The sequence below is a fragment of the Micromonospora sp. WMMA2032 genome, from assembly GCF_002688545.1.
Taxonomy (GTDB): Bacteria; Actinomycetota; Actinomycetes; order Mycobacteriales; family Micromonosporaceae; genus Micromonospora; species Micromonospora sediminicola.
In genome coordinates, this window is record NZ_CP024052.1 from 218,807 (window position 1) to 232,880 (window position 14,074).

A 14,074-nucleotide genomic window follows, 5' to 3' on the forward strand; every position below is an offset into this window, starting at 1 on the left:
CGGCGCCGCCGGGCTCACGGCAACCGCGTCGACGCGCGGTTCGGCGGGCGTAGGCGGCAGGCCCGCCGGGCCGGCGGTGACAGGAGCGGTCGTACCTCGTTGAGGAGCCGGTCCGCGTCGTGCCAGACCATGCCGTGGAGGCCGCAGCGGCCGGCTCGGACGGCCTGGTCGAGCAGCGGTGAGCGGCGGCGCAGCGCGGCGAGGGTGGCGCGCACCCGGTCCGGTCCGCTGCCCCGCGGCAGGGAGCAGGTGGCGTGGCCCAGCACGACCAGCAGCGGCGCGCCGAGGTGCGTGACCGCGTACTCCAGGCTGCCCAGCGCGGCCGGGCCGACCTCCAGGCCGGCGGTGCGGACGGCGTAGACGTCGGCGCCGCCGAACACGGTGACGGCCTCGGGTTGCGGGTCGGCGCACGAGAGGATTGCGGCCACCGGGTCCGCGTCGCCCGGTGGGACGGGCGCGCCGCCCACCCGGAAGCGGTGGTGCCCGGCGCGTAGCCGGGCGAGGGCGAAGCTCGGGCTGGTCTGCCACCCCTGGCGCGGAGATCCGGTCGCGTCCATCGCTCCTCCTCGTGCCGAGCCGCTGTCGTGCGTCTCACGATACACGAATTCTAAATCGTGTAATACAGTGCGGATGTCTGAGGGAGGTGGCGATGTCCGTCGCACTGGTTCTGGGAGTCCTCGCCGGGCCCGCATCGGCGGCGCTGTACGCGCTGGCGGTACCCGACCCCCGTCGAGCCGCCCGGGTGGTGGGGGCGCTGCTCGCTCTCACCGCCGCCGCAGCAGCCGCGCTGGTGACCCGGGTCGCGTACGACCCGGTTGTTCCGGCGCTCCTGCTCCGGCTCGACCCACCCGGGCCGGCGTTCTCCGTCGGGATCCGGATCGACCGGTTCACCGCGCTGTTCGCGCTGCTGGTCTGCGGGCTGGCCGCCGTCGTCGCCGGCTACGCGCGCCGCTATCTCGACGGCGAGCCGGGCGCCCGCGCGTTGCAGGCCCGGGTCGCGGCCGCCACGGCGGCGACCCTGGTGATGGCCACCGCGCCGAGCCTCGTGCAACTGGCCGTCGGCTGGATCGCGGCCGGGCACCTGCTGATCGGGCTCATCGGCCACTACCGGGAGCAGCCCCGGGTGCGGGCGGCGGTGCGCCGTACCCGGAAGGTGTTCCTCCTCGGCGACGTGGCCCTGGTCGCCGGCCTGGCGCTGCTGGTCGTCCCGGCCGGCGACGCGGACCTCGACGCGGTCCGGGCGGCCGCCGGCGACCGGCCCGGTTGGCTCCTGGCCGCCGCCGGTGGGCTGCTGCTGGTGGCCGGCGCGGTGCGCTCGGCCCAGGTGCCGGCGCACCGCTGGCTGCCGTCCACCCTGGACGCGCCGACCCCGGTCTCCGCCTTCCTGCACGCGGGCATGGTCAACGTCGCCGGCTTCCTGATGATCACGCTGGCGCCGGTGGTGGTCGCCGCACCCGGCCTGATGCCGGCGATGGTGCTGGTCGGACTCGTCACCGCGGTGTCCGGGACGGTGTTCGCCGCGGTGCGCACCGACGTCAAGGGCACCCTCGCCCGGTCCACCGTCGCGCAGATGGGGTTCATGCTCGCCCAGTGCGGTCTCGGCGCGTTCGGCCTGGCCGCCGTGCACCTGGTCGGGCACGCCGTCTACAAGGCGTACGCGTTCCTGTCCGCCGGCGGCGCGCTCCAGGCCCAGGCGCGGGCCGCGGCCGCGCCTCGACCGGTCGGCCCGCCCCGGACCCGGACCGTGGTCCTGGCCGGCGCGGCGGTGCTCGCCGCCGTGGCGCTCACCGAGCTGGCACTCGGCGCCAGCCCGAGCGGCCTGCTCAGCACCGCCCTGGCCGGCGCCGCCGCGCTGGCCGCGGTGCGGTCGGCGCTCGCCGACCGCGAGGTGCCGGCGCGGACCGCCGTCGCGATCACCCTCGCGACGGGCGCGCTGGCCGGCGGCTACCTGGTCGCCGGGCGGGCCGTCGCCCGGTGGCTGGGTCTGCCGACCTCGGTGACGGACGCAGGGGTGGGCGTCGCGGCGGCCACGCTGGCCGTGGCGGCCGTCGCCGGGACGGTCCTGCTGCGCCGGCACCGCGCCGCGCTGTGGTGGTGGGCCTGGCGCGACGGCGCCGTCGGCGCGTGGTGGCGCCGGTCCGCCGGCCCGGCGACGGGGGAGCCGGCCGCCTGGGCCGTGACCGCGGTGCGCCGCCGCGACGTGTCCGACCGGTCGGACGCCGCCCGGGTCGTCGCCGCGCTGGCCGCCGCCGGCGACCACGTCGCCGCGGTCTGGCCGCTGGACACGTTCGTCGCGGTGAACCCGCTCGCCGGCCGGGAGCGGGTGCCGTTCGCCCGGGCCACCGCCGAGCTGCGGGCGCTGGGCGGCGCGCGGACCCACCTGCCGGCTGTCGAGTACCGGCGGCGGCTGCGCGACGGCGAGATCGAGCCGGCCGACCTGACCGCCGCGCTTCCCCCGGCGACCTCGGAACCGGTCACGCTCGCCGGGCGGTCGCTCACGACCGCGGACCTCCGGGTCGCCACGCTGTCCCACCCGGTGCACGACGGACCGCCACCACCGCCCGACCTGCTCGCCGTGGCGCGACGCCGGCTCGCCGGGCCCCGGCCCGCCGTCCCGGACGACCCGGACCCGCTCACCGTCGCCGAACTGCTCGACCGGATCCTGGGCACCCGGATCGGCGCGGACGTCGACGAGCTGGTGGCCGGCTGGTGCGCGGCGCACTGCGGCCGCCCGGCCGCCCGCTGGCCGGTGCCCGGTGCGGCCGACGAGAGCTGCTGGACGCGCTGGCGGCGGATGGCCGGCGCCGACCGGAACCCGGGCCCCGCGGGCGTCGGCGGCCTGCGGGCGCTCGTCGCCGCGCTGCCGGCCGCACCCGACCGGGCCGTCGCCGCGCTCCTGCGTGCCCTCGGGGTGGCGCCCGCGAACTGGTCGGCCTACCTGTCCCGGTCCCTGCTCCGGCTGCCCGGCTGGGCCGGCTACGCCCGCTGGTCGCAGACCCACCCGGGTGAGCGGCCGGACCTGACCCCGCTGGACCTGCTCGCGGTGCGGCTCAGCTACGAGCTGGTGCTGGCCGGCGACGTCGCCCACCGCCGCCTCGGGCTCCCGCCGACGGTCGACGCGGTCACCGCCACGACGACGCCGACCGCTGCGACGACGCCGACCGGCGCCGTCGCCGGGCCGGTGCCGACCGTCGGGACCCCGGGGACCGCGCCGACCGCCGGGGCGCCGGGCGCGGACGAGCCGGCGGCTCTCGCCCGGCTGGTCGCCGCGCTCGGCGTCGACGGGCCGACCCTGGCGCTGCTGCCGGAGGAGACGGTGTCGGTGCTGCGTGACGTGGTGGTCGAGCTGTCCCCGGCGCGGCAGGCCGAGGTGTGGCTCGCCGCCGCGGAACACGCGTACCGGCGTCGGCTGCGGGACCGGCTGGACCACGGGGCACGCCCGCGCCCGCGCCGCGCCGCCCGCGCCACCGCGCTCGCCCAGGCGGTGTTCTGCATCGACGTGCGCAGCGAGGGCCTGCGCCGGCACCTGGAGGCGGCCGGGCCGGTGGACACGTACGGCTTCGCCGGCTTCTTCGGCCTGCCCGTGCGCACCGCGGCGACCGACGCCGGCCGGGGCCGGGACCGCTGCCCGGTGCTCATGCGCCCGGTGGCGACCGTCGCGGAGACCGCCGACGCCACGCGGGTGCGCCGCCGGCGGGCCCGGCAGGCGTGGCGCCGGGCGTTCGCCTCGGCCAAGGCCGACCCGGTCGGCGCGTTCGCCTTCGTCGAGGTGGCCGGCGTGCTCGCCACCGCCGCCCTCGCGGTACGCGCCGTCGCACCGGGCCGCTTCGCCCCGGCCGCCGACGACACCGCGCCGACGGTGGCCGACCTCGACGCCGCCCTGACCCTCGACGAGCAGGTCTACTACGCGGAGGCGACGCTGCGCACGGTCGGGCTGACGGCCGACTTCGCCCCGCTGGTGCTGCTCTGCGGGCACGGGGCCACCAGCACCAACAACCCCTACGCCGCCGCGCTCGACTGCGGCGCCTGCGGCGGCAACCGGGGCGGGGTCAGCGCCCGGCTGGTCGCCACGCTGCTCAACCGGCCCGAGATCCGCGAGGCGCTGGTCGCCCGGGGCATCCACCTGCCCGCCGACACCCACGTCCTGGCCGGCGAGCACGACACCGTCACCGACGAGGTGCGCCTGTTCGACGTCGACGCCGTCCCCGCCCGGCTGCGCCCGCACGTCGACGACCTGACCCACCGGCTCGCCCAGGCGGGAGCGGGGCTGCGCGCGGAACGGGCCACCCGGCTGCCCGGCCGGCCGGGCCCCCGCCACCTGCCCCGGCGCGCGTCGGACTGGGCCCAGGTGCGACCGGAGTGGGCGCTGGCGGGCAACGCCGCGTTCATCGCCGCGCCGCGCGAGCTGACCGCCGGGCGCGACCTCGGCTGCCGCACGTTCCTGCACTCCTACGACTGGACCGCGGACCCGGACGCGGTCGCGCTGGAGACGATCATGACCGGCCCGCTCGTGGTCGCGTCCTGGATCAACCTCCAGTACTACTTCTCCACCGTGGACCCGTACCGCCTCGGCGCCGGCACCAAGACCGTGCACACCGTCCTCGGCGACGCCCTCGGCGTCCTCTCCGGCTCCGGTGGCGACCTGCGCGTCGGGCTGCCGCTGCAGTCCGTCGGCGACGGGACCCGGCCGGCGCACGACCCGCTGCGCCTGCTCGCCGTGGTCCACGCCCCGCACCACCTCGTCGACACCGTGCTCGGCCGCAACCCGGGCCTGCGCCAGCTGGTCAACGGCGGCTGGATGTCCCTGACCGTCGTCGACCCCCACACCGGCGAATGGAGTGAGCCGGGCGGATCCCGGCACACCACGCCGCTCCCGGCCCCCGACCCAGAGAAGGAGTACAGCGCATGAACGAGCTCGGACTGACCCGCATGGTCAAGGTGGAGGTCGTCACCCGCGCCGACGACGCCGACGCCGTCCGGACGCTGCTGCACGCCTCCGGCGTGAGCGGCTGGACCAGCCTCAGCGGCGTCTCCGGCTTCGGCCACCACGGCACGCACGAGGGTCGGCTGCTCTTCAACGACCGGGCCGGACTCGTCATGGTGATCGCCGTGCTGCCGCCGGAGCGGGCCGAGCCGGTCGTCACCGGTCTGCGGGACATCCTGGCCCACCGGCCCGGCGTCATGTTCGTCAGCGACGCCTGGGTGAGTCGGCCCGAGTACTTCGGCGCCGACCGGCCGGCGGGCCCGGTGACCTGACGGAGCGACAGTCGCGTCGGGGCGGGGCGGCGACCGCCGGCCACCCCGCCCCGCCGTCACCCGTGGCGTACGGTGACGGCATGGGACGCCTCGCCCGGTGGCGTCGGGTGGCCCGGGAGCATCCGACCGTGGCCGACGCGCTGCTGGCCGCGGTGCTCTTCACGGTCAGCCTGCTTCCGGTGAACCCGCCCGGAGGGCCACCCCGGGACCCGTTGACCGCCGGCGCGGTGCTGCTCGCGGCGGCCGGCTGCGCCGCGCTCGTCCTCCGGCGCCGGTTCCCGTTGCCGGTGCTGGCCGTGGTGACCGTCGCGGCGGCCACGTCGTTGCTCGCCCAGCAGGCGCGGGGGCCGTTCGTGCTGACCGTGGCGGTGGCCGCCTACACCGTGGCCACCCGCACCGACCGGCGGACCGCCGTGGCGGCCGGTGCGGCGAGCGGTCTGCTCCTCGGCGGCTCGGCGGTCGTCGCGCTGGGCGTGGGCTGGCTCGATCCGGCGGTCGTGGTCCTCCTGCTCTGGTTCGGCGTCGCGGTGGCCGCCGGCGACGCGGTGCGCAGCCGGCGGGCGTACGTGGCCGTGCTGGAGGAACGGGCCCGGCGGGCCGAGCGGACCCGGGAGGAGGAGGCGCGCCGGCGGGTGGCCGAGGAGCGGCTGCGCATCGCCCGGGAGCTGCACGACGTGGTGGCGCACCACATCGCGCTGATCAACGTGCAGGCCGGCGTGGCCGGACACCTGCTGCGCGACCGGCCGGACGCGGCCGAGGAGGCGCTCGGGCACGTCCGGTCCGCTGCGCGCACCGTGCTGGACGAGATGGCCGTCCTGCTCGGCCTGCTGCGCCGGGGGGAGCCGGAGGCCCCGACCGAGCCGGCGCCCGGACTGGGTCGGCTCGACGCCCTCGTCGACGGCTTCGCCGCCGGCCAGCCGGTCCGGTGGATCCTGTCCGGCCGCCCCCGCCCGCTGCCGGGCGCGGTGGACGTGGCCGCCTACCGCATCGTCCAGGAGTCGCTGACCAATGCGCACCGGCACGCGCCCGACGCCACCGTCACGGTCGAGGTCCGCTACACCGACACCGCGGTCGCCGTGGAGGTCCGCGACGACGGGCCGGGACCGGGCGGTCCGGGTGACTCCGGAACCGGTCTCGGCCTGCTCGGGATGCGGGAGCGGGCCGAGGCGGTCGGCGGCGCGTTCCACGCCGGTCCCCGTCCGGAGGGTGGCTTCGTGGTCCGCGCGGAGCTGCCCGCCCCGATCCCCCAGGAGGTGACATGACCGTCCGGGTCCTGCTCGCCGACGACCAGACGCTCATCCGCGCCGGCTTCCGCGCGCTGATCGACTCGGCGCCGGACCTGTCCGTGGTGGGCGAGGCGGCCACCGGCCGGGAGGCGGTCGTCCAGGCCCGCGCCACCCGGGCCGACGTGGTGCTGATGGACATCCGGATGCCCGACCTCGACGGCCTGGCCGCCACCCGGCAGATCACCGCCGACGAGGACCTGGCCGGCGTGCGGGTGCTCATCCTGACCACGTTCGAGGTCGACGAGTACGTCTTCGAGGCCCTGCGGGCCGGCGCCAGCGGCTTCCTCGGCAAGGGCGTGGAGCCGGTCGAGCTGCTCGACGCGATCCGCACCGTCGCCGCCGGGGAGGCGCTGCTGTCGCCGAAGGCCACCCGTGGGCTGATCGCCCGGTTCCTCGCCCAGCCCGACCCGGAGCCCCGGGCCACCCCGGAACGGCTGCGGGTGCTCACCGAACGGGAACGCGAGGTGGTGGCGCTGGTCGCCGCCGGGCTGAGCAACGAGCAGATCGCCCAGCGGCTGGTGGTGTCCCCGCTGACCGCGAAGACCCACGTCAACCGGGCGATGGCCAAGCTCGACGCCCGGGACCGGGCCCAGCTCGTGGTGATCGCCTACCAGAGCGGGCTGGTCCGGGCCGACCCGCCGGCGCGGTAGCCGGGCCGCCCGGATACCGCGACCGCGGTACGCGCAGGTGTCCGCGCCCGGCCGACGCGGCGGCCGGGGTACGCGGGCCAGGGTTGAGCACATGATCGAAGCCCGCGACCTCAGCAAGCGCTACGGCGACCGGCTCGCCGTCGACTCCCTGACCTTCACCGTCGCGCCGGGCGTGGTGACCGGATTCCTCGGTCCGAACGGCGCCGGCAAGTCCACCACCATGCGCATGATCCTCGGCCTCGACGCGCCGACCGGGGGCACCGTGCGGGTCAACGGCCGCCGGTACGCCGACCACCGGGACCCGCTGCGCCAGATCGGCGCCCTGCTGGAGGCGAAGGCGGTGCACACCGGCCGCTCCGCCCGCGACCACCTGCTCGCGCTGGGCGCCACCCACGGCATCGGCCGCCGCCGGGTCGACGAGGTGATCGACCTGGTCGGCCTGCGGGAGGTGGCCGGCAAGCGGGCCGGTGGGTTCTCCCTCGGCATGGGCCAGCGGCTCGGCATCGCCGCCGCGCTGCTCGGTGACCCCGCCGTGGTGATGCTCGACGAGCCGGTCAACGGCCTGGACCCGGACGGCATCCGCTGGATCCGCGGCCTGCTCCGCGGCCTCGCCGCCGAGGGCCGCACGGTGTTCGTCTCCTCGCACCTGATGAGCGAGATGGCGCAGACCGCCGACCACCTGATCGTGGTCGGCCGGGGTCGGCTGCTCGCCGACGTGTCCCTCGCCGAGTTCACCCGCCGGGCGTCGCGCACCACGGTGCGGGTGCGCTCGCCCCAGGCCGCCGCGTTGCGCGACCTGCTGGCCGGACCGGACGTCACCATCACCGGTGGTGAGCCGGGCCTGCTCGAGGTCAGCGGTCTGCGGCGCGAGGTGATCGGTGACCGGGCCGCGGCGGCGGGGCTCACCCTGCACGAGCTGACCGCCACCGAGGCGTCCCTGGAGGAGGCCTTCATGACCATGACCCGCGACGCCGTCGAGTACGCCGGCGCCACCGCAGGAGAGACCCGATGACCACCACCGTGCCCACCACCGTCCCGACCGACGCCCGGATCACCGGCCCGCGCGTGGTCCGCGCGGAGTGGATCAAGTTCCGCTCGCTGCGTTCCTCGTTGATTCTTCTGGCCGCCACCCTCGTGGTGTTCGCCGCCCTCGGGCTCGGCTTCTCGGCGTTCCTGGCCGACGCCACCATCGAACCGGGCACCCCGGCGCCACCCGGCGGGCCCTCGTCACTCGACCCGCTCGGCGCCAGCCTCGGCGGCGTCAACCTCGCCCAACTGCTGATCGCCACGCTCGGCGTGCTGCTGACCGCCGGGGAGTACGCCACCGGCATGATCCGCACCTCCCTGGCCGCGGTGCCCCGGCGCTGGCCCGTGCTCACCGCCAAGATCACCGTCCTGGCCGGCGTGTCGCTCGCCGTGCTGCTGCCCACGGTGCTGCTCACCTTCCTCGGCGGACAGGCCGTCCTGGGGGACAAGGGCATCGCGCTCGGCGACGACGGGGTGCTGCGCGCGGTGCTGGGCACGGCCGCGTACCTCGCCGGGATCGGCGTGCTCGGCGCGGCGCTGGGCTCGCTGCTGCGTACCACCGCCGGCGCGCTGACCAGCGTGGTCGCGCTCCTGCTGGTCGTGCCCGGGGTGGTGTCGCTGCTGCCGGAGAGCTGGTCGGAGACGATCTCCCCGTACCTGCCGTCGAACGCCGGGCAGGCGTTCATGAGCCTCGGCGGCGACCCGAACCTGCTCTCCCCGCAGGCCGGCGCGGCCGTGTTCGTCGGCTGGCTGATCGCCCTCGTCGGCGCCGCTCTGACCAGGCTGCTCCGGCGCGACGCCTGAGCCGGGGTCACCCGGGCCGGCGGCCGGTGCCGCCGGTCCGGGCCGGCGTCAGCCTCTCCGCGTGCGCGATCAGGATGAGCAGCACGCTGAGGATCGCCGACCCGGCCAGCAGCGGCAGGCCCCGACCGGCGGCGGCCAGCGCCACGATCGCGACCAGCCCGACCGGCCGGTGCCAGGACACCCGGTGGTGGACCGCCGCCGCGAGCAGGATCCAGCCGATCAGGAACAGCGCCGGGCCGCTGAGCGCCACCATCAGCGCGGCCGGATCCCGCGACAGCGGTTCGGCGATCATCACCTGGGCGCCGACCGCGGCGGCCACCACCCCGGCCACCATCACCAGGTGCAGGTAGCCGGCGAGCAGGCCGAGCCGGCTGCCGGACGGCCCCAGCGCGTCGATCGCCGCGCCGAGCCGTACGCCGCCGGGCACCAGGTAGAGCCGGCCCAGGCTGACCGCGTTGACGAACGCCAGCGCGAACGCGGCGGTGCGGGAGAGGTCGAACCCGGTGGTGCTGTAGACGATCCCGGCGGTCAGGATCAGCTCACCCAGCGCGATGATGTAGATCTGCTGGTAGCGCTCCGCCAGGTGCTCGCCGATCACCTGGAGATCCGCCCAACTGCTGCGGCCGAGTCCGGGCGTCGGCCAGCGCAGCCGCGCCAGCGACAGGTCCAGGACCACCGCCACGGTCCAGAGCGCCACCTGGGCCGGCTCGACCAGCGCGCCGGTCAGCCACAGTACCGCGGAGAGCGCGAACCAGACCGCGACCCGCAGCGTCCGCACCCGCAGCGGGTTGCCGCGCAGCGCCGGCAGCAGGAACGCCGGACGGCCCAGGTGGATCGCCACGTAGGCACCGGCGAACACCAGCCCGTGCCCGGAGTACGCGCTCGGCGCGGCGGCCGCCATCATCAGCCCGCCGAACATGACCCAGAGCAGCAGCCCGATGATCAGGGGCGTGCCCGGGTCGAACCAGTCCGTCGACCAGGCGGTCACGAACCACACCCACCAGATGGCCGCCAACAGCAGCGCGGCCCGGAACGCCCCGCCCAGGGTGAGGTCCTGCTCCAGCGCCAGGGAGACCCGGTTCAGCGCGAGGATGAAGGCCAGGTCGAAGAAGAGTTCCAGGAACGACGCCCGGCGGGAGGCCTCGCGTGGGCGCAACAGCTGCCCCGGCATCCCACCCCGCATCCCGTCCCTTCCGTACGCCCGGCCCGTCGCACCAGTCGTACCATCCGCCGCCGGGGCGACGAGGGCGAACGCGGTCAGCGGCGGATGACGCCCAGGTCGACCGCGGCGGCGACGGCAGCCGTCCGCGACTGCACCCGCAACTTGGTGTAGATGCGCGACAGGTGCGACTTGACCGTGCCCTCGGTGAGGTGCAGGCGGCGGCCGATCGCCTGGTTGGACAGGCCGTCGGCGACCAGCCCGAGGACCTCGGTCTCCCGCCGGGTCAACGCGGTGTCGGGGGTGCGGAGCCGGTTCACCAGGCGGTCCGCGACGGCCGGCGCGAGCGCGGTCCGGCCGGCGGCGGCGGTCCGCACGGCGGCGGCCAGCTCCTCCGGCGCGGCGTCCTTGAGCAGGTAGCCGGCGGCGCCGGCCTCGATCGCGGGCAGGGTGTCGGCGTCCGTGTCGTAGGTGGTCACCACCAGCACCCGGGGCCCGTCCGGCCGGGCGGTGATGGCGGCGGTGGCCTCCACCCCGCTCATGCCGGCGCCGAAGCGCAGGTCCATCAGGACCACGTCGACGTCGCCTCCGGCGGCGCGTGCCACCGCGTCCTCGGCGGTGGCGGCCTCGGCCACCACGACCAGGCCCGGCTCGGTCTCCAGCACGGCGCGCAGCCCGGCCCGGACGACGGGATGGTCGTCGGCCAGCAGCAGCCGGATCGGGTCTCCGGTCACGGCCGATTCCCGGGCGGCGTGCGGGGGAGCCGGGCGGACAGCGTGGTGCCCCGGCCGGGCGCGGAGGCGACGGTCAGGTCGCCGCCGAGCGCGCCCACCCGGGCGCGCATGGACGCCAGGCCGAAGCCACCGGCCTCCGGATCGGCAACGGGCAGCCGGTCGGGGTCGAAGCCGACACCGTCGTCGACCACGTCGACGGTGACCCGGTCGGCGTGGTAGCCGAGCGTCACCTCGGCGGTGGTCGCGCCGGCGTGCCGGACGGTGTTGGCCAGACCGGCCTGGGCGATGCGCAGCAGCGTCACCTCGTACGCGGTCGGCAGCGGAGCGGGCACCCCGGTCACCCGCAGGCGCGCGGCGAGCGGGTGCCGGGCGCCGGTGGTGGCGCACAGGCGCTCCAGCGCGCCGGCCAGCGTGGTGTCGTCCAGCGCGGGCGGGGCGAGCGCGGCGACGAAGCGGCGGGCCTCGGCCAGGTTGTCGACGGCGGCCCGGCGGGCCTGCCCGACGTGGCGGGCGGCCGCGTCCGGCCGGTCGGGCAGCACCCGCTCGGCGGCGCTCAGCAGCAGCTGGATGCTGGTCAGGCCCTGGGCGAGCGTGTCGTGGATCTCCCGGGCGAGCCGTTCCCGTTCGGCCGCCACCCCGGCCTCGTGCTGCGCCCGCGCCAGGTCGGCGCGGGTGGCGGTCAGCTCCTCGATCAGCCGCCGACGGCGTTCGCTCTCCCGGTAGAGCGCCTGGTAGCCCCGAACCACGGCCACCGCGACGGCGGCGCCGAGGGCCGGCCCGACCACGCCCGGCACGGTGACCGCCCCCCGGTGGGCGGCGAACGCGACGATCGCCGCCAGGGCGGTCACGCCGACCGCCACCGCACCGGCGCGGCGGGGGAGCAGGTGCAGCTGGAGGACGTACAGCGGGAAGGCGACCCACAGCCCGTCGGCGGTCAGCGCGGTCAACCCCAGCCAGAGCGCGGTCACCGCCGCCAGCCACCAGCCGGCAACCCGCCGCGAGCGGCGGACACCGGGCAGGAGCGCCCCACCCGCGTACGCCAGCAGGCCCGCCGCCGCGACCGCGACCACGGCCGCCGGGTGCGGGCGGCCGGTGGCGACGGCCCGGAGCCCGGCCAGGGCGAACAGGCCCGCCACGAGCAGGTGCAGGCACCAGGCCAGCACGCGGGCGGTCGGCGTCAGGGTGGGAACGGCGGTGGTCACAGCCCTCTCAGCGTAGAGGAACCGCAGGTCGGCGGGCCTCTGTCGAAAGTCGTAACCGGTACCCCGCCGTTCCGCCCCGAAGCTGCCGTCCGTCGCCGGATGCCGGCCGCCCGGCCGACGGCGACCGTGGAGGGCGACCGCATCCGTCGCCGGAAGGGACCGCCGCCGCCGTGTTCGTCGCCTGGAGAGACCTGAGATTCGCCAAGGGGCGCTTCGCCCTGATGGGCACCGTCATCGTGCTGATCACGCTGCTGGTCGGCCTGCTGTCCGGGCTGACCGCCGGGTTGGACCGGCAGAACACGTCCGCGATCACCGGCCTGCCCGCCGACCGGATCGCCTTCGGCGCCGGGCAGGCGTCGTACGGGGACTCGACCGTCACCGAACGGCAGTGGCGCCAGTGGGCCGCCACGCCCGGCGTGACCGCCGCCGAGCCGCTCGGCATCAGCACCACCCGGGTGACCGCCGGCGGCCGGGGCGCCGCCGTCTCCGTCTTCGGCGTCCGGCCCGGCTCCCGCCTCGGCCCGCCCGGCGTCGACCTCGACGACGGTACGGCGGTGCTCACCACCACTGCCGCCGCCGACCTGGGCCTGCGCACCGGTGACCGCCTCACCCTGGCCGGACGGGAGCTGACGGTGGCGGGGGTACGCGGCGACGCCTCCTTCAGTCACACCCCGGTGGTCTGGACCAGCCTGGACTCGTGGCGGCGCACCGTGGCCGCCGGCGCGGACACCGCCACCGTGATCGCGTTGCGGACCGGTCCCGACGTGGACGTGGCCGCCGCCGACCGGGCCGCCGGCACCCGGACCGTCGGCACCGACGAATCGGTGACCGCGATCGGCTCCTACCGCTCGGAGAACGGGTCGCTGCAACTCATGCGTGGCTTCCTGTTCGCCATCTCCGCGCTGGTCGTCGGCGCCTTCTTCACGGTCTGGACGATCCAGCGCAGCGGCGACGTCGCGATCCTCAAGGCGCTCGGCGCCTCCACCACCGCGCTGCTGGTCGACGCGTTCGGCCAGGCCGGGATCCTGCTGGTCGGCGGGACCGTCGTGGGCACCGCCGTCGCCGCCGGGCTCGGCGCCGCCCTCTCCGGCTCGGACGTGCCGTTCGTGCTGACCCCGGCCACCGTCGCGCTCCCGGCGGCGGTGATGGTGCTGCTCGGCACGCTCGGGGCCGCCCTGTCGGTGCGCCGCATCACCTCCGTCGACCCGCTGACCGCCCTGGGGAGCGCCCGATGAGCCTCGACCTGACCGATGTCACCCTCACCTATCCGGACGGGGACAGCCGGCTCACCGCCCTCGACCACGTCACCCTGTCGGTGCCGAGGGGAAGCCTCACCGCCGTGGTCGGCCCCTCCGGCTCCGGCAAGTCGAGCCTGCTGGCGGTCGCCGCCACGCTCGTCACCCCGGACACCGGGGGCGTCGCCGTCGACGGCGTCGTCACCACCGGCCTGACCCGGGGCGCGCTCGCCACTCTGCGCCGACGCGCGATCGGCATCGTCTTCCAGCAACCCAATCTGCTGCCCTCGCTCACCGCCGCCGAGCAGCTCCAGGTGATGGCCACGTTGAACGGACGGTCACCGGCCCGGGTCCGGCGGCGGGCGGACGACCTGCTCGACGCGGTCGGTCTCGGCGCGCAGGCGGGACGGCGGCCGCACCAGCTCTCCGGCGGTCAGCGCCAACGGGTGAACATCGCCCGCGCGCTGGTGAACGACCCGGTGCTGCTGCTGGTCGACGAGCCGACCAGCGCGCTCGACCACGAGCGGGGCGCCGCCGTCGTCGACCTGATCGCCCGGCTCACCCGCGAGCGGGGCACGGCCACCGTCCTGGTCACCCACGACCGGGATCACCTCGCCGCCGCGGACCGGACGGTCGAGATGCGCGACGGCCGGCTGCACCCGGCGCCGGAGGTTCACCGCCTCCCTTAGTGGTAGAGGGCCGTTGGGCCGAGCTGGACCGGG

The 14,074-nt window shown here is 76.7% G+C and carries 12 protein-coding genes; 8 read left to right on the forward strand and 4 right to left on the reverse strand.

What is annotated here, in order from left to right; genetic code table 11:
• Positions 1-14: 14 nt before the first annotated feature.
• The gene (locus CO540_RS00955; RefSeq protein WP_099160485.1) at positions 15-557 is read right to left on the reverse strand and encodes a carbonic anhydrase; all 543 of its coding nucleotides are present in this window, start codon (positions 555-557) and stop codon (positions 15-17) included.
• A gap of 92 nt (positions 558-649) precedes the next feature.
• On the opposite strand from CO540_RS00955, the gene CO540_RS00960 reads away from it, so the two are divergent.
• From CO540_RS00960 to CO540_RS00985, 6 genes are all read left to right on the forward strand, one after another.
• Positions 650-4,909, forward strand: coding sequence for a putative inorganic carbon transporter subunit DabA (locus CO540_RS00960; RefSeq protein WP_099160487.1), 4,260 nt, complete (start codon positions 650-652; stop codon positions 4,907-4,909).
• The gene (locus CO540_RS00965) at positions 4,906-5,256 is read left to right on the forward strand and encodes a DUF190 domain-containing protein (RefSeq protein ID WP_099160488.1); all 351 of its coding nucleotides are present in this window, start codon (positions 4,906-4,908) and stop codon (positions 5,254-5,256) included. Before CO540_RS00960 ends, CO540_RS00965 begins: the two co-directional genes overlap by 4 nt.
• Positions 5,257-5,336: 80 nt before the next feature.
• The gene (locus CO540_RS00970; protein WP_099164520.1) at positions 5,337-6,518 is read left to right on the forward strand and encodes a sensor histidine kinase; all 1,182 of its coding nucleotides are present in this window, start codon (positions 5,337-5,339) and stop codon (positions 6,516-6,518) included.
• A complete protein-coding gene (locus CO540_RS00975) occupies positions 6,515-7,192 on the forward strand; it encodes a response regulator transcription factor (RefSeq protein ID WP_091573888.1) in 678 nt (225 codons plus the stop codon). The genes CO540_RS00970 and CO540_RS00975 overlap by 4 nt, the downstream gene beginning before the upstream one ends.
• Before the next feature lie 91 nt (positions 7,193-7,283).
• Entirely contained in the window at positions 7,284-8,204 is a 921-nt protein-coding gene (locus tag CO540_RS00980; protein WP_091573889.1) for an ABC transporter ATP-binding protein, read from the forward strand.
• A complete protein-coding gene (locus tag CO540_RS00985; RefSeq protein WP_099160490.1) occupies positions 8,201-9,022 on the forward strand; it encodes an ABC transporter permease subunit in 822 nt (273 codons plus the stop codon). The genes CO540_RS00980 and CO540_RS00985 overlap by 4 nt, the downstream gene beginning before the upstream one ends.
• A gap of 7 nt (positions 9,023-9,029) precedes the next feature.
• Here the strand turns inward: CO540_RS00985 and CO540_RS00990 are convergent, their stop codons facing one another.
• The 3 genes from CO540_RS00990 to CO540_RS01000 all read right to left on the reverse strand — a co-directional run bounded on the left by CO540_RS00990 (position 9,030) and on the right by CO540_RS01000 (position 12,117).
• Positions 9,030-10,193, reverse strand: a complete 1,164-nt coding sequence (locus tag CO540_RS00990; protein ID WP_157779034.1) for a low temperature requirement protein A — start codon at positions 10,191-10,193, stop codon at positions 9,030-9,032.
• An 86-nt stretch (positions 10,194-10,279) separates the two neighbouring features.
• The gene (locus CO540_RS00995; protein WP_099160494.1) at positions 10,280-10,915 is read right to left on the reverse strand and encodes a response regulator transcription factor; all 636 of its coding nucleotides are present in this window, start codon (positions 10,913-10,915) and stop codon (positions 10,280-10,282) included.
• A complete protein-coding gene (locus tag CO540_RS01000) occupies positions 10,912-12,117 on the reverse strand; it encodes a sensor histidine kinase (protein WP_099160496.1) in 1,206 nt (401 codons plus the stop codon). Before CO540_RS01000 ends, CO540_RS00995 begins: the two co-directional genes overlap by 4 nt.
• Before the next feature lie 221 nt (positions 12,118-12,338).
• On the opposite strand from CO540_RS01000, the gene CO540_RS01005 reads away from it, so the two are divergent.
• A complete protein-coding gene (locus CO540_RS01005) occupies positions 12,339-13,352 on the forward strand; it encodes an ABC transporter permease (RefSeq protein WP_253866322.1) in 1,014 nt (337 codons plus the stop codon).
• Entirely contained in the window at positions 13,349-14,041 is a 693-nt protein-coding gene (locus CO540_RS01010; RefSeq protein WP_099160500.1) for an ABC transporter ATP-binding protein, read from the forward strand. The genes CO540_RS01005 and CO540_RS01010 overlap by 4 nt, the downstream gene beginning before the upstream one ends.
• Positions 14,042-14,074 lie beyond the last annotated feature (33 nt).